Origin of the sequence: Nocardioides sp. NPDC101246 (assembly GCF_044767415.1) — a bacterium.
Lineage (GTDB): Bacteria > Actinomycetota > Actinomycetes > Propionibacteriales > Nocardioidaceae > Nocardioides.
Genome location: NZ_JBIWNX010000003.1, coordinates 170,803 through 189,870 on the forward strand (window position 1 = coordinate 170,803; position 19,068 = coordinate 189,870).

Annotated in this window: 22 protein-coding genes; 10 read left to right on the top strand and 12 right to left on the bottom strand. The window is 70.6% G+C overall.

Annotated elements, in window-relative coordinates:
• Window positions 1–21: 21 nt before the first annotated feature.
• From ACIRON_RS06280 to ACIRON_RS06290, 3 genes are read right to left on the bottom strand one after another with little or no spacing between them, the layout of a single operon-like run.
• Complete coding sequence (locus tag ACIRON_RS06280; RefSeq protein ID WP_402990378.1) at window positions 22–357, bottom strand: hypothetical protein; 336 nt, start codon at window positions 355–357, stop codon at window positions 22–24.
• Window positions 358–371: 14 nt separating this feature from the next.
• Complete coding sequence (gene mshB / locus ACIRON_RS06285; protein WP_402990381.1) at window positions 372–1,283, bottom strand: N-acetyl-1-D-myo-inositol-2-amino-2-deoxy-alpha-D-glucopyranoside deacetylase; 912 nt, start codon at window positions 1,281–1,283, stop codon at window positions 372–374.
• Window positions 1,280–1,990: a (deoxy)nucleoside triphosphate pyrophosphohydrolase gene (locus tag ACIRON_RS06290; protein WP_402990384.1), complete on the bottom strand. Its 711-nt coding sequence runs from the start codon at window positions 1,988–1,990 to the stop codon at window positions 1,280–1,282. Before ACIRON_RS06290 ends, mshB begins: the two co-directional genes overlap by 4 nt.
• A gap of 112 nt (window positions 1,991–2,102) precedes the next feature.
• On the opposite strand from ACIRON_RS06290, the gene ACIRON_RS06295 reads away from it, so the two are divergent.
• Window positions 2,103–3,728: a D-alanyl-D-alanine carboxypeptidase family protein gene (locus ACIRON_RS06295; protein WP_402990387.1), complete on the top strand. Its 1,626-nt coding sequence runs from the start codon at window positions 2,103–2,105 to the stop codon at window positions 3,726–3,728.
• A 112-nt stretch (window positions 3,729–3,840) separates the two neighbouring features.
• Here ACIRON_RS06295 and ACIRON_RS06300 read toward each other — a convergent pair whose 3' ends face one another.
• The gene (locus ACIRON_RS06300; protein WP_402990390.1) at window positions 3,841–4,668 is read right to left on the bottom strand and encodes a thioesterase family protein; all 828 of its coding nucleotides are present in this window, start codon (window positions 4,666–4,668) and stop codon (window positions 3,841–3,843) included.
• 45 nt (window positions 4,669–4,713) lie between these two features.
• On the opposite strand from ACIRON_RS06300, the gene ACIRON_RS06305 reads away from it, so the two are divergent.
• The 8 genes from ACIRON_RS06305 (at window position 4,714) to ACIRON_RS06340 (ending at window position 10,840) form a co-directional block, all read left to right on the top strand.
• Window positions 4,714–5,073, top strand: coding sequence for a YidH family protein (locus ACIRON_RS06305; protein WP_402990393.1), 360 nt, complete (start codon window positions 4,714–4,716; stop codon window positions 5,071–5,073).
• A gap of 57 nt (window positions 5,074–5,130) precedes the next feature.
• Window positions 5,131–6,186, top strand: coding sequence for an acetamidase/formamidase family protein (locus ACIRON_RS06310; RefSeq protein ID WP_402990396.1), 1,056 nt, complete (start codon window positions 5,131–5,133; stop codon window positions 6,184–6,186).
• Window positions 6,183–7,703, top strand: a complete 1,521-nt coding sequence (locus tag ACIRON_RS06315) for an AtzH-like domain-containing protein (RefSeq protein WP_402990399.1) — start codon at window positions 6,183–6,185, stop codon at window positions 7,701–7,703. Before ACIRON_RS06310 ends, ACIRON_RS06315 begins: the two co-directional genes overlap by 4 nt.
• Before the next feature lie 76 nt (window positions 7,704–7,779).
• Complete coding sequence (gene uraD, locus ACIRON_RS06320; RefSeq protein WP_402991186.1) at window positions 7,780–8,274, top strand: 2-oxo-4-hydroxy-4-carboxy-5-ureidoimidazoline decarboxylase; 495 nt, start codon at window positions 7,780–7,782, stop codon at window positions 8,272–8,274.
• A complete protein-coding gene (uraH, locus tag ACIRON_RS06325; protein ID WP_402990402.1) occupies window positions 8,271–8,600 on the top strand; it encodes a hydroxyisourate hydrolase in 330 nt (109 codons plus the stop codon). The genes uraD and uraH overlap by 4 nt, the downstream gene beginning before the upstream one ends.
• Window positions 8,600–9,469, top strand: coding sequence for a factor-independent urate hydroxylase (pucL, locus tag ACIRON_RS06330; RefSeq protein ID WP_402990405.1), 870 nt, complete (start codon window positions 8,600–8,602; stop codon window positions 9,467–9,469). Before uraH ends, pucL begins: the two co-directional genes overlap by 1 nt.
• A complete protein-coding gene (locus ACIRON_RS06335; protein WP_402990408.1) occupies window positions 9,466–10,299 on the top strand; it encodes a MurR/RpiR family transcriptional regulator in 834 nt (277 codons plus the stop codon). Before pucL ends, ACIRON_RS06335 begins: the two co-directional genes overlap by 4 nt.
• Before the next feature lie 61 nt (window positions 10,300–10,360).
• Window positions 10,361–10,840, top strand: coding sequence for a nucleoside deaminase (locus ACIRON_RS06340; protein WP_091048963.1), 480 nt, complete (start codon window positions 10,361–10,363; stop codon window positions 10,838–10,840).
• 202 nt (window positions 10,841–11,042) lie between these two features.
• Here the strand turns inward: ACIRON_RS06340 and ACIRON_RS06345 are convergent, their stop codons facing one another.
• The 7 genes from ACIRON_RS06345 to ACIRON_RS06375 form a co-directional block, all read right to left on the bottom strand.
• Window positions 11,043–11,843, bottom strand: coding sequence for an ABC transporter permease (locus ACIRON_RS06345; protein ID WP_402990412.1), 801 nt, complete (start codon window positions 11,841–11,843; stop codon window positions 11,043–11,045).
• Window positions 11,840–12,649 carry an ABC transporter permease gene (locus ACIRON_RS06350; RefSeq protein ID WP_402990415.1) on the bottom strand — a complete coding sequence of 270 codons (810 nt, stop codon included), beginning with the start codon at window positions 12,647–12,649 and terminating at the stop codon, window positions 11,840–11,842. Before ACIRON_RS06350 ends, ACIRON_RS06345 begins: the two co-directional genes overlap by 4 nt.
• Entirely contained in the window at window positions 12,649–13,479 is an 831-nt protein-coding gene (locus ACIRON_RS06355; protein WP_402990418.1) for an ABC transporter ATP-binding protein, read from the bottom strand. The genes ACIRON_RS06350 and ACIRON_RS06355 overlap by 1 nt, the downstream gene beginning before the upstream one ends.
• Before the next feature lie 2 nt (window positions 13,480–13,481).
• Window positions 13,482–14,597 (bottom strand): ABC transporter substrate-binding protein, encoded by a 1,116-nt coding sequence (locus ACIRON_RS06360; protein WP_402990421.1) that lies wholly within the window; start codon window positions 14,595–14,597, stop codon window positions 13,482–13,484.
• Window positions 14,598–14,879: 282 nt separating this feature from the next.
• Window positions 14,880–15,566 (bottom strand): NUDIX hydrolase, encoded by a 687-nt coding sequence (locus ACIRON_RS06365; RefSeq protein WP_402990424.1) that lies wholly within the window; start codon window positions 15,564–15,566, stop codon window positions 14,880–14,882.
• A gap of 25 nt (window positions 15,567–15,591) precedes the next feature.
• Window positions 15,592–16,299, bottom strand: a complete 708-nt coding sequence (locus tag ACIRON_RS06370) for a YoaK family protein (protein WP_256328668.1) — start codon at window positions 16,297–16,299, stop codon at window positions 15,592–15,594.
• A 23-nt stretch (window positions 16,300–16,322) separates the two neighbouring features.
• Window positions 16,323–16,874 carry a TetR/AcrR family transcriptional regulator gene (locus tag ACIRON_RS06375; RefSeq protein WP_402990427.1) on the bottom strand — a complete coding sequence of 184 codons (552 nt, stop codon included), beginning with the start codon at window positions 16,872–16,874 and terminating at the stop codon, window positions 16,323–16,325.
• Between the two features lie 85 nt (window positions 16,875–16,959).
• Here ACIRON_RS06375 and ACIRON_RS06380 point away from each other — a divergent pair, with 85 nt between their 5' ends.
• Window positions 16,960–17,283 carry a DMT family transporter gene (locus ACIRON_RS06380; RefSeq protein WP_402990429.1) on the top strand — a complete coding sequence of 108 codons (324 nt, stop codon included), beginning with the start codon at window positions 16,960–16,962 and terminating at the stop codon, window positions 17,281–17,283.
• A 32-nt stretch (window positions 17,284–17,315) separates the two neighbouring features.
• Here the strand turns inward: ACIRON_RS06380 and ACIRON_RS06385 are convergent, their stop codons facing one another.
• Window positions 17,316–18,989: an FAD-binding dehydrogenase gene (locus ACIRON_RS06385; protein ID WP_402990432.1), complete on the bottom strand. Its 1,674-nt coding sequence runs from the start codon at window positions 18,987–18,989 to the stop codon at window positions 17,316–17,318.
• Window positions 18,990–19,068: the final 79 nt, after the last annotated feature.

Consider the following 19,068-nt stretch of genomic DNA (forward strand, 5'->3'; position numbering starts at 1 on the left):
TAGCCCATCTTGGGACGTTCGTCACTTCCCGGGGAGGTCCTGATCAGCACGGGAAGCGACCCGCGACACGGTCGCGGTGGCCACCACGATCATCAGCACTGCCCAGAAGATCATCAGGTATCCCGCCACGTCGCCCGCGACGGCGTACCCGCCCGTCGGCCTCGGCGTCGCGGCCAGCGCGACCACGATCGCCCAGGCCGCGGCGTACGCGATCCTCGAGACTCCCCGCGGCAGCACGATCAGCAGCGCCGAGGATGCGGCCACGGCGAGCAGCAGACCCCACCACCAGGGGTGGACGGCGACCGCCGCGACCCCGACGAGGAGGCCGAGGAGGAGACCGGCCCCACCACGAGCCAAGCCGCCGAGCAGCCTCACAACCCGGCGAAGAGATCGGTCAGGGTGGTCTCCTCGACGTCTCCCTGGGCGATCCGGAAATGCTCGTGGGACCACGCGGTCGTGCCGAGGCTGTTGGTCATCGCGAACATGCCCTGCTCCATGTCCATCTGGGTGGGGTAGGCACGCATCGCGGCGACCTTCTGGTCGGCGTAGGCGGTGCCGTCGATCGCGGCGGCGATGTCGACGTCGGGCGTGGCCATCGGCAGCGGGCCCTCCGGGTCCATCCCGCCGAGCGCGTCCTCGTCGCCGGCCGCCCGGGCCGCCCGGAGCCCGTCACGGATCCAGCTCTCCGCGATCGCGGTCCAGAAGATCCGGTCGATCTCGTGGGCCTCGCCGAGCTCCTTCTTGTAGGTCGGCACGGCGGCGAGATGGGCGGCGTACGTCGCGACCCGGTGGGCCTGGATGTGGTCGGGGTGGCCGTAGTTGCCGAACTCGTCGTAGGTGACCAGCACCTGCGGGCGCACCTCGCGGATGATCGTGACGAGGTGGTCGGCGGCCTCGTTGAGGTCGGCGTACCAGAAGGCGTTCTCGCGGGCGTCAGGGTCGGGTAGCGCGTGGGTGCGGTCCTCGCTCCAGGTCATCCCGGAGTCGCGGTAGTTGCCGAATCCGCCCAGCCAGCGGTGGTCGATCTCGCGACCGTCGGGCGACTTCAGGGCTGCCATCGCGTCCGCGATCTCGCCGCGGCGGTGCTCGCCCAGGGCGTCGTCCTGGTCGGCGGCGAGGTGGGCCAGGCCGGGAACCAGGATCTCGCCCATCTCCCCTGCCGTGCAGGTCACCAGCGTGACCCGGGCGCCCTCGGCGAGATATCTCGCCATCGTCGCTCCCGTCGCGATCGTCTCGTCGTCGGGGTGGGCGTGCACGAGCAGCAGGCTCTTCTGAGAAGTCACGAACTCGATCCTAGGTCGGGGCGCTTTATCCGCTTCGGGTTGTCGGGGAGGTCGACGGGTTCGGGGGCGATCGAGTCGTCCGGTGCGTCCTCGGGGATGTCGAGCCAGCCGTCGTACTCGTCCACCAGCAGCTCCAGGACCATCTCCGGGGCGTCGGTCTCCACCGACCACGGGTGGTCCTCGTCGTCGTCCTCGCCCTGGTAGCGCTCCCGGCTGACCCGGGCCGTCCAGCCCTCGCGCTCCAGCGTCGCCGCCGCCGACCTGGCGTCCTCCTCCTCGAAGAAGATGCCGCGCACGGTCGAGCCTTCGGGCAGGCCGAGTACGTGGCGGAGCGCGTCGAGGAACGGGCGGTCGGGCTCCAGCCAGTCGACCGAGTCGAGGTCCTCGGCGGCCAGCCAGAGGACCTGGTCGTGCTCGCGCGGCCTCGGCTCCCCCGCGACCACCCGGGCGGTCGCGGCGACCAACCTGGCCTCCTCCCCGATGGGCGACTCGCCCTGCATCCAGTCGAGCACCTCGATCAGGCAGCCGAGCTCCTCACCGATCTCCCGGACGAGCGCCGCCTCGGGCGTCTCGCCCTCCTCGACCTTGCCGCCGGGGAGCTCCCAGCGTCCGGCGGCCTCGGGCGGGGACGTACGCCTCGCGGCCAGCACCTGCTTGCCGTCGGCGCTGAGGATCGCCGCGGCCACTACGGTCTTGGGGCTGTTCACGTGTGAGATTGTTCCCTAGACACCCGGAAAGTGGTGTCTCTTGGGTACGCTCCAACGCCGTGCCCCGCCGTCTTCTGCTCCTCGCCTGCCTGCCCCCGTCCGGGGCCCGATCATGAGCGATCAGCAGTGGCCCCCGCGGCGCCCCGGCGAGCCTCGCCCGCCCTACCGGGGACAGGAGCCCTTCCCCGGCCCACGGCAGCCGTATCCGGCGCGGCCGCAACAGCCGCACCCGGGACAGCAGCAGCCTCATCCCGGCCAGCAGCAGCCCCGACCCGGGCAGCAGCGGCCTCATCCGGGGCAGCACCAGCCCTACCCCGGCGGGCAGCGCTACCCCGAGCAGCGGCCGTACCCGGATCGGCAGCAGCCCTACCCGCCGGCACAGCAGCAGCCGTATCCGGCTGAGCAGCCGCCTTACGGCCAGGAGCCCTACCCCGAGCAGCCCTACCCGGACCAGCCCTATCCCGAGCAGCCCTACCCGGACCAGCCCTACCCCGAGCAGCCGTACGCGGGGCAGCCGCCCCCGGCGTACCCGCAGGGTTTCGGGCCCGGCCGGTTCGGGCCCGAGCCGCCGAAGAAGCGGCGGTGGCCGAAGGTGCTCGCGGGGCTGCTGGTGCTCGCGCTCGTCGGGGTCGGCGGCTACGGGGCGTACGACTTCTACGACCAGATGCAGAAGTGGGAGCAGACCACGACCGACGACCTCAACGGCGTCGGCAGCGACCTGTCGGTGGCCGTCGCGTCGCTGCGCAGCGTCGGCTGGGAGGTCACCGCCGCGGACATCGGCACCTGGCTGGAGCAGCCGGGCGCCTACGGCGACGGCCTGAAGCTGCGTACGCTGCAGGCCGATCCTGCCGGCAACAGCTTCACCGTGGCGGGCTACCGGACCTGGCAGGACACCTACGCCAAGCGCGACCACACCACGGTCGTGTGCGCGAACATCACCCTCGCGGCCGGAACCCAGAAGCCCCTGGGCGAGACGATCGCGACCTGCCCCGAGGACGTCCCGAAGACGGCACCGGACGCCGGCCAGACCGACCCCGACGCGAATGCAGGCGGGGTCACCGGTCACCTCGCCGACCTCGCCGTGAAGGCCTCCGAGCAGCGCGCCGCCGGCGCCACCGAGGGCAAGCTCCTCGAGGTCGCGGCGCCGACGAAGCCGGTAGGCGACGTACGCGCCGACTCGACCGCGCTCGTGTGCTCGCCGGGGACGAAGGACCTCGGCGAGGGCGAGGGGTACGACGAGGGCAAGCTGATCCCGGTGCGGCTCTGTGCAGTCGAAGGCCTGCCCAACACCGGCACCGAGAGCACCAAGGGCGACCCCTACTACATCGACGGCTCCGAGGGTCTGACCGTCGTCAACGCACGCATCTCTGGGGCCGCGGCGGCGCTGGTCAAGAAGGCCTCGAAGCAGGGGGTCGACCTGGTCGCGGGCAGCTCGTTCAGGACCATGAAGAAGCAGAAGGCGCTGTGCCAGACGGACGTCACCGGCGGCTGCCCGGCCGGCGACTACACGCTCACCGCGCAGCCCGGCCACTCCTCCCACCAGCTCGGCATCGCCATCGACTTCGAGCAGCCGAGCGCGACCGGCGGCAAGACCTGCGCGACGCGGGCCTCGGAGCCGGCCAGCGCGGTGTGGCGGTTCCTGAACAAGACCGCGCTGAGTGTCGGGCTGAAGCAGTACGCGCCCGAGGCGTGGCACTGGGACGCGTACGGCGGGAAGGACCGCTGCGCCCCGATGTGACCCTTAATGGCGCCGAGTCGGCGGATCTGACCCCGTGCCTGGCGAAGCGAAGCGAGCCAGAGGGGTCGGATGCGCCGACTCGGCACTCAAATCTGACCCCGTGCCGACCCCCTCAGGCGCGCGGCAGCCGAGCCAGCTGACGCGCCTGCGCGACCAGCTTGCCCTCGGAGTCCCAGACCTCGCAGTCCTCCTCGAACATGCCGCCCGAGAGGTTGCGTGAGAAGTGGGTGACCTTGAGCCAGCCCGGCGCCGGCTTGTGGCGGATGTGGCAGGTGAGCTCGAGGGTCGGCGCCCAGCCCGGCAGCTCGAGCCCGAAGGTCACCGGCGGGAGCGCGTCGAGCACCTGCAGCAGCGAGATCGGGTCGGGCTCGCGGTCGTGGTGCCGGAACCAGCCGGTGAAGACGGCCTCGCCGCTCGGCTTCGCGCCACCCCAGACGAACTGCTCCTTCGGCACGCAGAGCTCGTAGCGGTCCAGCATCGGCACGAACTTCTTCATCTCCTCGGGTGCCGTGGTCGAGGAGAGGCACTCATCGAGCGGCGGCACCTCGGGCTCGGTCGCGGTGACCCGCTCGAAACCACTGCTCTTGGCGTGGAGAACGTCGAGGTCCGCGTACGTCGCCGTGGTGGTGATCCGCAGCTCCTCGCCCTGCCACAGCTCGGCGGTCGCGATGGCCAGCGAGCCCTTGTCACGCTTGGTCTCGATGCGGACCTCCGCCGGCCCCGGGGTGCTCGCGCCGGCGTAGAACGCGCTCAGCACGATCGGGTCCGGGTGGTTCGGCAGGTGCGCCCGCAGCGCGTTGGCGATGACAGCGAGCAGGTAGCCGCCGTTGACGCCGCCGCCGACCACCCAGCCGGGGGCCAGATCGGCTGCGTACGTCTTCCCATCGATCCGGCGGACCGCGATGTCGCGATCGAACTCGGCCTGTTCGCTATTACCCATGGGTAATAATCTAGATCGGGACCCGATGTGGTGGACGATGGGGGCATGACCGACCCCCGACACCCGCACTGGGTCTACGACCACGGCTCCGAGCCGGACCCCCGGTTCACGCTGGCCAACGAGCGTACGTTCCTGGCCTGGGCCCGCACCGTGCTCGGCCTGCTCGCCGGTGCGGTCGCGCTGCACTCGTTCCAGGTGCCCACCGCGGAGGGCGTACGCATCGGGGTGATCGCCCTGCTGGTGCTCACCGCGATCCTGTGCACGGTCCTCGCGACGGTCCGCTGGGCACGGGTCGAGCGTGCGATGCGGGAGCGGCGCCCGCTGCCGGCCTTCGCGACCGGGTTCATCCTCGCCGGGGCGCTGCTGCTCATCGCGGTGCTGCTCGGCGTCGCGCTGGTCTTCTGAACCACCGGCCGATCCGCTCGTCACGAGCCTGAAACATCCGTTCCATACGGTTCGGCCATGACTGCCCCCACCGTGACGGCACTGCAGCCGGGAACCGGACCGATCAGCTCCACGACCTACCTTCCGGCCGAGGTCGACAACCTGCTGTGGGGGCGGCTGCCGTGCGCGACGGACTCCCCCGTGCTGAGCATCGCGCCGGGGACCTCGGTGACCGTGGACACGATCTCCCACGAGGGCATCCTCGAGGACCAGGGACGGAACCCGGAGAAGTTCTTCGCCGCGCACGGCGTCGAGGACGTCCTCTCCGACGCGGTCGCCCTGGCTGCCTCCGGCTACGAGCGGACCTTCGGCGTCGACGGCCCGCACGTCGTCTCGCGGCCGATCGAGGTCGAGGGTGCCGAGGTCGGCGATCTGCTCGCGATCACGGTGCTGGAGACGCTGCCGCGAGTGCCCTACGGGGTCGTGTCGAACCGGCACGGGCGGGGCGCGCTGCCGGGCGAGTTCCCGCGCGGCGACGAGCCGGTGCACAGCGTCTTCACGCCCGTCGTCGACGGGCGCGGGGTGATCGGGCCGGCGTCGTTCGCCCTCGACCCGTTCCTCGGGATCATGGGGGTCGCCGTGCCGGGGTCCGAGCGGCCGCACTCGGTCCCACCCGGCTCGCACGGCGGCAACATCGACATCCGGCTGCTCACGGCCGGGGCGACCCTCTACCTGCCCGTCCAGGTCGCCGGAGCATTGGCGTACGTCGGCGACCCGCACTTCGCGCAGGGTGACGGCGAGGTCTCGCTGACCGCGTTGGAGGCCTCGCTGCGGGCGACGCTCCGCTTCGACCTGGTTGCTCGCGAGGAGGCCGCCGCGCGGTTCGGCGAGCTCGCCGGCCCGCTGGCGGAGACGTCGGAATTTCTCATCCCCACCGGGCTAGACGAGTCCCTCGACGTGGCCGCGCAGAACTGCGTCCGCGCCGCGATCGCCCTGCTCAGCGCGCGGTTCGGGATGTCGCCGGAGGACGCCTACGCCTATCTCTCGGCGGCCACCGACTTCCGGATCTCTCAGGTGGTCGACATCGTCAAAGGCGTACACGCCACGATCCGCAAGGCAGACTTCGCCCTATGACTGAGCTCAAGCCTGTCCCGCACGGGCTGCTGCAGGCCTTCCGGGCGTACGAGAGCGCGCTGATGTCCGACGACGTCGCCGCCCTGGACGCACTCTTCGCCGACTCCCCGACGACGCTGCGCGGCGATGCCGCCGGGCTGCTGGTCGGGCACGAGCAGATCGCTGCCTTCCGGGGATCGCGCGGTGGCGCGCCGAAGCGGCGCATCGTGCAGACCCACGTGCAGGTGATCGACGAGGACCACGCGCTGATCGCGGCCGTCACCGAGCTCGACCGCGGCGGGCGCGGACTGCAGACGCAGCTGTGGGCGCGGGACCCGGTGCGGATCGAGTACGGCGGCTGGCAGGTCACCGCGGCCCACGTCTCGGCGCCCGCGCCGGCCTTCGACACCCGGATCTGGCGGGTCGTCGGCGACCCGCTGGTCTCCTCGCACACCGCCGACGGCGCCCTCTCGGGAGAGACCGTCGCGGTGAAGGACCTCTTCGCGGTCGCCGGCTTCGCGGTCGGCGCCGGGAGCCCGGCATGGCTGGAGCAGGCGCCGACGGCACCGTCGCACGCCGCCGCCGTCGCCGCCCTGCTCGACGCCGGGGCCTCGGTGCGTGGGATCGCGCGCACCGAGGAGTTCGCCTACTCCCTCTCGGGGCTCAACGCCCACTACGGCGCACCGCCGAACCCGAAGGCTCCGGGGCGGATCCCCGGTGGCTCGTCATCGGGATCGGCGACCGCCGTCGCCCTCGGCCAGGCCTCGATCGGCCTCGGCACCGACACCGGCGGCTCGATCCGGGTCCCGTCCGCCTACCAGGGCCTCTACGGGATCCGTACGTCGCACGGGGCCGTCTCGCGCGAGGGGCTGCTTCCGCTCGCCAAGGCCTTCGACACCGTCGGGTGGATGACGCGTTCGGCGTTCCTGCTGCAGGCTGTGGGTGACGTACTGCTGCCGGAGGATCCCGGATCCTCGTCTGTGTCGCTGGACGAGATCCACCTGGTGCCGGCGCTGGTCGGACTCGCCTCGGAGGACGTCGCCACCGCCGTGAGCGAGGCGCTGCCCGAGGCCAAGCCGCTGACCTGGGAGCCGGCCAGGCTCGACGAGTGGCGCCAGGCGTTCGTCACCGGGCAGGCCTACCAGGCGTGGCAGACCCACGGGGCCTGGTTGGAGACCCGGCTCGACACGCTCGGAGAGGCGGTGCGTGGTCGGTTCGAGATGGCCCGGTCGGTGACCCGGGAGCAGGCAGCCGAGGCGCGCGCGGTGCTCGCGCAGGCGCGTACGGAGATCCTCGACGTCGTCGGCGACCGCGTCCTCGCCTACCCCAGCGCCTCCTCGGTGGCACCGACCGCTGCCGAGGCGGCCGCGGTGCGCGACGACACAATGCGCCTCACCTGCATCGCCGGTATCGCCGGCCTCCCCGCCGTCTCGGTCCCGGTCCGCACCCCCACCAACCTCCCGGCAGGGCTCTGCCTGGTCGCCGCACCCGGCCGCGACCGCGACCTCCTCGCCCTGGCCCAGGGCTTCGCGGGGTAGCCGCCCCGGGCGTTACACAACGGCAACCTGCGTTGCGGACGCCGAAACGCTCGTTTCATAGGCTGCTGTGGTGACCATGCCGCTCGCCGAGTTCGATGCCCTGCCCGCCGACGAGGCGGAGGGGGTCGTCGCGCCTTGTGTGGCGATCCCCTCGTGGGCGGCCGGGCTGGTCGCGGGGCGGCCCTATGCGGACGTGGGTGCCCTGCTGGCAACCGCGGAGCGGCTGGCGTCGGCCTGGACCGACGAGGAGGTCGAGGGTGCCCTGGCCGACCACCCCCGGATCGGGGAACGCCACGCCAGCGACGGGGCGAGCGCAGCGCTCTCCGCCCGTGAGCAGGCCGGGGTCGACCCGGCCGACGCCGAGGTGCAGGCGCGGCTGAGGGCGGGGAACGTGGCCTACGAGGAGCAGTTCGGGCGGATCTACCTGGTGCGGGCGGCCGGTCGCAGCGCCGAGGAGATGCTCGCCCTCCTCGAGGAGCGGCTGGAGAACGACCCGGCTACCGAAATCACGGTGACCAGGGGCCAGCTCGCCGAGATCGCGTTGCTCCGGCTGCGAGGCTTGATCACATGACGCAGCCTCACCCGACCACCGTCTCCACGCACGTCCTCGACGCCGCCCTCGGCCGGCCCGCCGCGGGTCTCGACCTGATCCTGGTCCTTCCCGACGACAGCGGGCGCACCGCGACCACCGACGCCGACGGGCGGGTGCGGTTCGAGGGCGAGGTGCTCCCCGGGCCGCACATCCTGACCTTCGCGACCGGGCCGTGGTTCGCCGAGCAGGATCGCGAGACCTTCTTTCCCGAGGTGAGCGTCGGGTTCACCGTCACCGAGGGCGAGCACCACCACGTCGCCCTCCTGCTCAGCCCGTTCTCCTACACGACCTATCGAGGAAGCTGATGTCGATCACTCTTGGCCCCAACCAGCACGGCAAGGCGGAGGTACGCCTGGTCAAGGTCGACCGGGAGGGCGCGCGGCACACGATCCACGACCTGAACGTGTCCACCCAGCTCAGGGGCGACTTCGCGACGGCCTTCACCGAGGGTGACAACGTGCACGTGCACGCCACCGACACCCAGAAGAACGTGGTCTATGCGAAGGCCAAGGAGCTCGGCATCACCTCGCCGGAGGCGTTCCTGCTCGACCTCACCGCCTACTGGGCCGAGCAGCCGTGGGTCACCGGGTCGGTGATGAAGGCGGAGTCCTACTCCTGGGACCGCATCCCGGCGAACGAGCATTCATTCGCACGGCGCGGTCAGGAGACGCGTACGGCCGTGGTCAACCGCTTCGGCGAACGAACCTTCGTCCTCTCCGGCCTGAGCGACCTGGTGGTGCTCAAGTCGACCGGATCGGAGTTCCACGGCTTCCCGCGCGACCGCTACACCACCCTCGCCGAGACGACCGACCGGATCCTGGCGACCGAGGTCACCGCGTGGTGGCGGTGGGAGAGCCATCCGGAGGACTGGAACGAGGCCTACGACCGGATCCGCGCGATCATGCTCGACACGTTCGCGCAGGTGCACTCGCTCGCACTGCAGCAGACCATCCACGAGATGGGCCGGGCGGTGATGGAGGCGTTCGAGGGGATCGCGGAGTTCAGGATCTCCTGCCCCAACAAGCACCACTTCCTCGTCGACCTCTCCCCCTTCGACCTGGAGAACCCGAACGAGGTCTTCTTCGCCGCCGACCGTCCCTACGGACTCATCGAGGCGACCCTGCAGCGCGACGGGTCGACCGAGCCGGACGCCTGGGCGTCAGTGCCCACATGAGCCCGGTGGACCAGCGGATCGACCAGCGGATCGACCGGCGGATCGCCGCGACCTATCAGACGCTCTCGCCCCAGGAGCGCAAGGCGGCCGACACGCTGCTGGAGCATCTCGACGACCTGGCGACCTACCGCGCGGCCGAGCTGGCCTCGCTCGCGGAGGTGTCCAAGGCCACGATGAGCCGGCTCTTCCGGTCGCTGGGGTTCGACGGCTTCGACGAGGTGCGCGACCACCTGCGGGGGCTGCGTACGGCCGGCGAGCCGCGACGGGTCGAGGGCGCCCCGGACCTGAGCGCCCACGCCGAGGGTGAGGCAGCGGCGATCTCGCGGGTCGTGGAGCAGGCCGGCATCACCGAGGCGATCGAGGCCATCGCCGGGGCGAGCGAGGTGATGGTCGCGGGCTGGCGCAACTCCTACTCGGTCGCGCTCCATCTGCGCCAGCAGCTCACCCAGACCCGCGAGCGGGTCACGCTCGCGCCCGCTCCCGGCCAGGTCATCGGCGAGGAGCTGGCCGAGCTCGGCGAGGGATCGGTGGTGGTCGCGGTCGGGCTGCGGCGCCGGCCCGCGGGCTTCGGAGGGTTCGTCGACGCCGCCGCGACCTCCGGGAGCACGGTGATCGTGATCGCCGACCCGACCGGGACGGTTCATCTGGGCCGTGCCGACATCGGGCTGGAGTGCCCGGTCCAGGGCGCCCTCGCCTTCGACTCGCTGGCGGCACCGATGTCGCTGGCGAGCGTGCTCGCCGACGGCGTACTCCACCAGCGTGGACGGGCCGGGCGCGACCGCGTCTCGGCCATCAGCGCCACCTACGATCGCCTCCACGAGGTCGAGTGATGTCGGGGGCAGAATGACAGTGGAAACATCGATCCTCGGGCCTGTGCAAGGGGGAATCGGCATGACTGACACCATGTGGTTGGAGCAGGCGGTCGCACTCGCCGTGCGCAACGTCAACAACGGCGGCGGTCCGTTCGGGGCCATCATCCTCCGCGACGGCATCCTGCTCGGCACCGGCCAGAACCGGGTCACCCGCGACCTGGACCCGAGCGCCCACGCCGAGATCGTCGCGATCCGTTCCGCCTGCAAGGAGGCCGACAGCTTCTCGCTGGCCGGGTGCACCCTCTACACCTCGTGCGAGCCCTGCCCGATGTGCCTGGCGACCGCGCTGTGGGCGCGGCTGGACCGCGTCGTCTACGCCGCCGACCGTGACGACGCGGCCAAGGGCGGGTTCGACGACCTCGCCTTCTACAACCTCTTCGGCACCGGCCGCGCCAACGAGCACCACGACTGGCCGACCAAGGTCGACGAGCTGCGGATCCCGCAGGCGTACGACCCCTTCGACGCCTGGCTCGCCAAGCAGGACCGCACCGACTACTGACCCGCCGAGGCGTCACCTCCGTCGGCCGAGGCGTCACCTCCGTCGGCCGAGGCGTCACCTCCGTCGGCCGAGGCGTCACCCCCGTCGGCCGAGGCGTCACCCCTGTCGGCCGAAAGGTCACTCTCGTCGTCCGAGTGGGCATCTGATTGCCAACTCGGCCGACCTAAGTGACGCCTCGGCCGACGTACGTGACGCCTCGGCGTCAGCGGGACGTCATCCCCATCCGCTCGAGCGCGACGGACTCGAGGAGCTGGACGAGGTTGTAGAGGACCAGGGTGACCACGGTGATGATCGCGACGGCGGCCCACAGGTCGTCGAAGCGGGCGGCGGCGGGGAACTTCTGGATGTTGCCGCCGATGCCCTTGCCGGTCGAGAGCCACTCGGCCAGCAGGGCTCCGGTCACCGCACCGGGCACCGAGACCCGGGCGGCGGCGAAGATCGACGGGAGCGCACCGGGCAGCGACACCTTCCGGATCGCGGTGAGCCGTGAGCCGCCGTAGACGGCGACCAGGTCCAGCGACTGCGGCGAGGCCTGGGAGAGGCCGAACAGGACGGCAGCCAGTGCCGGGAAGAGCACCACGATGATCCCCAGCACCACGACCGACGCGGTCGAGGCACGACCGGTGATCAGCATGACCACCGGAGCGATCGCGACCAGCGGGATCGAGCGCAGCAGCAGAGCCAGCGGCATCACACCGGCCTCGACCGTACGCGACAGGTTGAACAGCACCGCCGCCACCACCGCGATCGCCATCCCGGCGAGGAAGCCGAGCGCGGCGTCCTTCAGGGTCACCCAGGTCAGCGGGAGCAGCTCCGCGCGATGGGCGGCCGCGTCGGGCCCGGTGAAGAGGTGATCGAGCACGTCCAGCGGGCCCTTGGCGACGAAGTCCGAGACGCTGGAGAACGACACGAACGCCTGCCAGAGCACGGCCACGATCGCCAGCGCCGCGATGGTGTGCAGGACGGGACCGAGGACCGCCCGCGACAGAGATCCGGCCCTCATCCGGCCCTCCCCGCGACCCACGGCGTCACCAGACGCGAAACCAGTCCCAGGAGCAGATAGCCGGCCAGGGCGACCAGGGCACAGGCCAGGAAGACGGCCCAGAGCCGCTCCGGGTCGGGCTTGCCCTGCAGGACGATCAGCGTGCGTCCGACGCCGCGGTCGGTGGAGCCCAGATACTCCCCGAGGACGGCGCCGAGGATCGCGGTCGGCACCGCGATCTGGAGCGCGTTGAGGATCGCCGGTACGGCCGCGACGAGGCGTACCTTCACCAGCTGGGTCCACACCGATCCGCCGTAGACCCGCACCACGTCGAGCGAGGCACGGTCAGCGGACTTGAACCCGAGCACGGCCCCGACGACGGTCGTGAAGAAGACCATCAGCGCGGCCAGGAAGATGGACGTACGCGACGGGTCACCGGGCTGCTCGGCGCCGCCGAGGACGACGATCGAGATGCCGCCGACGGCGACCACGGGCAGGCAGTACGTCGTCACCGCGATCTGCATGATCACCGGCTCCAGCCAGGGCACCAGCAGCACCAGCGAGGCCAGCAGCAGGGCGATCAGGTTGCCCCAGAAGAACCCGATCGACGCCTCCGTCAGCGTCTCCCGGAGCACGCCTCCCCAGAACGCCGACGGACCCGCCGCGGCCATCTCGGAGAGGACCGTCCACGGCGGCGGCACCGGCGTGAAACCGGTCCCGGGGTCGGGAGGGAAGCCGAACACCGCCACGAGCGCCCACAGCACGAACAGGACGACCACACCGATCAGACCGGCCACCCAGCCAGGCAGCTGTTGACTCGGTCGCATCAAGACTCCGCCTCAGCGCGCCCGTCGTCACCGAAGAGCAGCTCGGAGGCCCGGTCGGCCAGCGCGTGGAACTCCGGGGTACGCATCATCTCGGGCGTACGCGGTCGGGGAAGGTCGACCTCGATGATCTCCTTGATCCGGCCGGGTCGCGGCGACATCACCGCGACCCGGTCGGAGAGGAAGATCGCCTCGTTGACGCCGTGGGTGACCAGCAGGGTGGTGGCCGGCTTCTCGGTCCAGATCCGCAGCAGCTCCAGGTTGAGGTTCTGCCGGGTCATGTCGTCCAGCGCGCCGAACGGCTCGTCGAGCAGGAGCACCGACGGCTTCAGCGCGAGCGCACGGGCGATCGAGACCCGCTGCCGCATCCCACCGGAGAGCTGCGGGGGGCGGGCCTTCTCGAAGCCCTCGAGCCCCACGAGCTTGATCAGCTCGTGGATGTAGACCATGTCGGGACGCCGCCCGGCGACCTCGAAGACGAGCTTGATGTTGCCGACCACCGAGCGCCACGGCAGCAGCGCGTGATCCTGGAACGCGATCCCCAGCTCGGAGTCGCGCCGCAGCTCGGCGGGAGCCTTGCCGTCGACGTACGCCTCTCCGCTGGTCGGCGTCTCGAGGCCCGCGAGGATCCGCAGGATCGTCGACTTGCCGCAGCCCGACGGCCCCAGCAGGGCCAGGAACGAGCCCTGGTCGGTGTGGAGCTCGGTGTCCTCGAGCGCGGTGACGGCCTTCGACCCGGAGCCGAAGACCTTGCCGATCTTGGAGATGTGGATGCCGGTGCCGCCACCGGTCTCCGTGGGAGCACCGGCATCCATGAGCTTGTTCTCGGCCATGACTACTTCTGGTAGTCCTTCAGCTCGGGGTTCTCCTCGTAGATCTCCTCGATGATCGAGGTGTCGAACAGGTCCTCGACCGAGACCTCCCAGCCGGCGGCGGCGAGCGAGTCGACGGTCTGCTGCTGGAGCTCCTCGGAGATGGTGAAGAGGCCGTTCTTCTCGGTCTCCGGCGTCGAGATCAGCTTCTGCGACTCCTCGAGACCCCGCTTGGTCTTGACCGGGTCGAGCTCGCCGAAGCTGGCCTCGAGACCGTCGGAGTCGCTGGCCGCCTGGTTGTAGTGGGTGGTGACGACCTTCACCACCTCGTCGGTGGGGTTCTTGAAGGTCTCGGTCCAGCCCTTGATCTCGGCGGTCAGCAGCGCCTTGAGGAGGTCGCGGTTCTCGGCGAGGTACTGGTCGGTGACGGTGTAGGTCTCGGCGACGTACGGCACGCCGTTCTCGGCGTAGGGCAGGTTGGTGACCTCGTGGCCGGCGAGCTCGACAGTGATCGACTCGTTGGTCAGGTAGGCCATGAAGCCGTCGACCTGACCCTCCATCAGCGGCGTCGGGTCGAACTCGACCGGGACGACGGTGATGTCGTCCTTCTTCTCCTCCAGGCCGTTGGCCGCGAGGATCGCCTTGAAGACGTTGACGTTGGAGTCCTGGACGCCGATCTTCTTGCCCTTGAGGTCGGCCGGCGTCGCGATGTTGCCGCCGTCCTTCAGCGACAGGATCGTGAACGGGTTCTTCTGGAAGGTGGCGCCGATGATCTTCAGCGGCGCCTCCTGCTCGGCGATCGCGGAGCCGACCGAGGCGGCGTCGTTGATGGCGACCTGGACCTTGCCGGAGAGGAGCTTGGCGACGCCGGTGTCGGGGCCGGAGATGCCGTTGACGGCGTCGAAGCCGGCTTCCTCGTAGTAGCCCTTGTCCTCGGCGTAGAACTCGCCGGCGAACTCCTCGTTCTTGATCCAGGAGTACTGCATCGAGATGGTGCCGAAGCCCTCCTCGCTGCTGCCTTCTTCGGAGTCGGAGCCGCAGGCGGCCAAGGTGGTGGCGGCGACCACGGACAGGAGGGCCGCAGCGGCCCGGCGTTGAACTGACGTACGTCGCGAGGTCCGAGAGGCGGGGGTAGACATCGAAACGAGTTCCCTTCGAGGAGTGTCACGCATAGGTTTCGGGGACCGTAGCGAGCGGAGGTTTCAGGGGCTGGCACCGGCGTTTCGGCGTTGTAACGACCCTTTCAAGACGAACTCTCGAACAGGGCGTACGGTCCCGAGACACGGCGTCCGCTGGACAACAATGCCGTGGCTGTTGTCTAGTTGCCCAACGCCTATCCGCCGCGTCGCATGTGCCGTCGGCCACACCGGAATTGCCGTTATCGGTTCGTGACCAGCCCGAGACCTTTCGGTGATCAACGCTCAGGTCGTACGCCGCAGCAGCGGCGGGTGCAGGTGCTCGGCGGAGCCTCGGCGGAAGAGCTGAGCCGGCCGGCCGCCGTCCCGTGTCGTCGTGGTGCCCGTGGGCTCGAGGAAGGCCTCGGTCTTGGTGACCTTGCGATGGAAGTTGCGGGGGTCCAGGCGCTCGCCCCAGACGATCTCGTAGACCCGGCGCAGCTCGGCGACGGTGAACTCCTCGGCGCAGAACGCCGCACCCAGCGGCGAGTACTCCAGCTTGGAGCGGGCGCGCTCGACGCCGTCGCGCAGGATCGCGGCGTGGTCGAAGGCGAGGCCGCCGCCGGCCAGGAGCGAGTCGACCGGCCACCACTGCGCGTCAGCCGCGTCCGACCCCGCCGCGGGCACCGGCAGGTCGGGCGCGAGCGCGAGATAGGCGACGGTCACGACCCGAGCCCGCGGGTCCCGCCCCGGGGAGCCGTACGTCGCCAGCTGCTCGACATGCACGCTGCCCGGCCGGATGCCGGTCTCCTCGGCGAGCTCGCGCGCCGCCGCCTCCTCGAGGCCCTCGTCGTCGAGGACGAACCCGCCCGGAAGCGCCCAGGCGCCTCGATAAGGCTCGATGCCTCGGCGTACGACCAGCGCGCAGAGCGCCTCGTCACGGACGGTGAGCACGACGAGGTCGACGCTGACCGCGAACTTGGGGCACTCCACGTGGCAGACCCTAGAGGATCCGGCCCTAGATGATCGCGCGGTGCACCCGGGCGTGCCAGGCGCCGACGGCCGTGGCTGCTCCGATGATGATGCCGGCGAGCAGCAGGCCGCCGCCGGTGTGCCACAGCAGCATCCCGGCGCCGGCGGAGGCACCGAGCAGGATCAGCAGGACTGCGATCGCGCGGCGCGCGGTGCCGCCGCCGCGGAAGGACGCCTTGCCGGAGCCGATCGGCGAGTCGGCCGCGAGACCCGTGATCGTGCTGGTCACGACGACGGTGGTGACGTCCTTGACCGCGATGTGACGAGCGGCCGCCGCCTGGGTGCCCATCGCGACCGCGGCCAGGGTGGTGGTCGTGATCATCACCGCGCTCGAGGGCTCGTCCCCGGCGACGAACAGCAGTCCGGCCAGCGCCAGCATCACCACGGCGACCAGGGAGAACAGCAGGGTCGTGCGCCCGCTCCAGGCCTGCTTGTCGGCCTTCAGCACCCGCCCACCGAGCGCGGCGCCGGCCATGAACCCGACCAGCGCCAGCGCCGGTCCGAGGACCGGCAGATCGGTGTCGCCGACCAGCGCCATGCCGAGGATGACCACGTTGCCGGTCATGTTGCCGGTGAACACCTTGTCCAGGCCGAGGTAGCCGACGGCGTCGTTGATGCCGGTGGTGAAGGTGAGCACCAGCATGAGCCACAGGTGCATGCGGTCGGCAGGGATGGTCTTCAGCAGCGAGTTCACTCGCGCATTGTGTCGGACCCGGCTCACGCCGCGGCGATCGCTCCCGCGGCCACGGCGAGATCGGCCACGCCGGCGGCGAGCTCGTCTGGTCGGTCGGTGGCCAGGTCCAGGTGGAAGCCGAACAATGAGGAGTCGACGAGCGTGACGATCCGGCCGGCACGCTCGGGCGGAGCGCCGCAGGTGGTGACGTAGTCGCGCAGCGCGGCGTACCACAGCTCGTTGGTCTCCCGGACGACCGAGCGATAGGGCTCCATCCCGATCAGCCCGGTCGCGGCCGCCTGCAGGTAGATCTGCAGGCAGCCGTGCAGCGGCTCGGTGCGGTAGGCCCGCCACAGTGCCTCCACCCCGGCGCGTACGTCATCGGCCGGCTCGAGCGCCGCGACCGCCGCCACGGAGAGCTCGTTGGTGCGCGCCACCACCGCGGCGACGAGCTCGTCGCGACCGCCGAAGTGGTAGATCAGCATCCGGTCGCTGGTGCCGATCGCGGCGGCCAGCGGACGCAGGGTCAGCCCGATCAACCCGTGCTCGAGCACGTGCTCGACCACCTGCCCGAGGAGCTCTTCCTTGCGGTCCATGAAAAGCATTATGCCCAACATGTAGCGACTGCTACATTTAGCGGGATGTAGCAGTCGCTACACACGCCCCAGGAGGACCCGGAAGATGTACGCCGCCATTCTGCTCGTCGCCGCGATCGCGATCGAGGTCGTCAGCACCGCGCTGCTCCCCCGCACCGAGGGCTTCCGCAACCCGGGCTGGTCGGTCGCCGTCCTGGCCGGCTACGGCGCCTCGATCTGGCTGCTCTCGGTGGTCGTGGAACGGATGCCGGTCTCGGTGGCGTACGCCATCTGGTCGGGCCTCGGCACCGCACTGGTCGCGGGCATCGGCGTGATGTTCCTCGGCGAGCACCTCACCGCCGCCAAGGCCGGCTTCCTGGCGATGATCGTCGTCGGCGTGGTCGGCCTGAACCTCTCCGGCGCCCACTGACCAGGTCTCGACAAGCTCGACCACCGGACGAATCAGATCGCCGCGGCCGCGGCCCGGCCTGCCGTACGTCCCGAGAACAGGCACCCACCGAGGAAGGTGCCCTCGAGCGCGTTGTAGCCCATCATCCCGCCGCCGCCGAAGCCGGAGACCTCGCCGGCCGCGTAGAGCCCGGGCAGCGGGGTGCCGGCCGCGGTCAGGCAGCGGCCGGACAGGTCGGTCTCGAGCCCGCCGAGGGTCTTGCGGGAGAGGATGTGCAGCTTGACCGCGATCAGCGGGCCGGCCTCGGGGTCGAGGATCCGGTGCGGCTTGGCGGTGCGCTGCAGCTTGTCGCCACGGTAGTGGCGAGCGGCGTACAGGGCCGTGATCTGGGCGTCCTTGGTGAAGTTGTTGGCGATCTCGCGGTCGCGCGCCTCGATGATCCTTCGCAGCTCCGGCTCCGAGATCTGCGGGCCGGTCGGGTCCTTGTCGGCGAGGCCGTTCATACCGTGGACCAGCGCGGTGAGGTTCTCGGCGACCACGAAGTCCTCGCCGTGCTCCATGAAGCTCTTCACCGGGCCGGGGCCCTTGCGTGCCCGCTCGGCGAGCAGCTTGATGTCCTTGCCGGTCAGGTCGGGGTTCTGCTCCGAGCCGGAGAGCGCGAACTCCTTCTTGATGATCTTCTCGGTCAGCACGAACCAGGAGTAGTCGTAGCCTGTCCCGCGCAGGTGCTCGAGCGTGCCGAGGGTGTCGAAGCCGGGGAAGAACGGCGCCGGGAGGCGCTTGCCGGTCGCGTCCAGCCACAGGCTCGAGGGGCCGGGGAGGATCCGGATGCCGTGGTTGGCCCAGATCGAGTCCCAGTTGCGGATGCCCTCGACGTAGTGCCACATCCGGTCGTCGTTGATGATCTTGGCGCCGGTCGCGGCGGTGATCTCCAGCATCCGGCCGTCCACGTGCGCGGGCACGCCGGAAACCATCGACTTCGGCGGGGTGCCGAGGCGCTCGGGCCAGTGCTTGCGGACCAGGTCGTGGTTGCCGCCGATGCCGCCGGAGGTGACGATCACGGCCTGGCCGCGGAGCTCGAAGTCCTCCACCTCGGTGCGCGAGGAGGCCTGGCCCCGCTCGATGTCGCTGGGCTCGAGAACCTTGCCGGTGACACCGACGGCCGCGCCGTCCTCGATCAGCACCTGGTCGACGCGGTGCCGGAAGGCGAAGGTGATCCGGCCGGTGTCGGCGTGGGCGCGCACCCGCTTCTCGAACGGCTCGACCACGCCCGGCCCGGTCCCCCAGGTGATGTGGAAGCGCGGCACCGAGTTGCCGTGGCCGTCGGCGCGGCCGTCGCCTCGCTCGGCCCAGCCGACGACCGGGAAGATCCGGTGGCCCATCTGGTGCAGCCAGGACCGCTTCTCCCCGGCCGCGAAGTCGAGGTACGCCTCGGCCCAGCGCCGCGGCCACAGGTCCTCGTCCCGGTCGAACTGAGCGGACCCCATCCAGTCCTGAAGCGCCAGCTCGGGCGAGTCCTTGATCCCCATCCGGCGCTGCTCGGGACTGTCGACGAGGAAGAGCCCGCCGAGGCTCCAGAAGGCCTGGCCGCCCAGCGACTGCTCCGGCTCCTGGTCGACCAGGAGGACGCTCTTTCCCGCGTCCGCGACCTCGGCCGCTGCTGCCAGGCCGGCAAGGCCGGCTCCCACCACGATCACGTCGGCGTGCCGTTGAATCTCCGCAGTCATGTCGGCAGATCCTGCCACCATTACTACCCGCGAGTACATGGAACCTGTCGCCCGACCGTTCCGTCAGGTGGACAGTTGT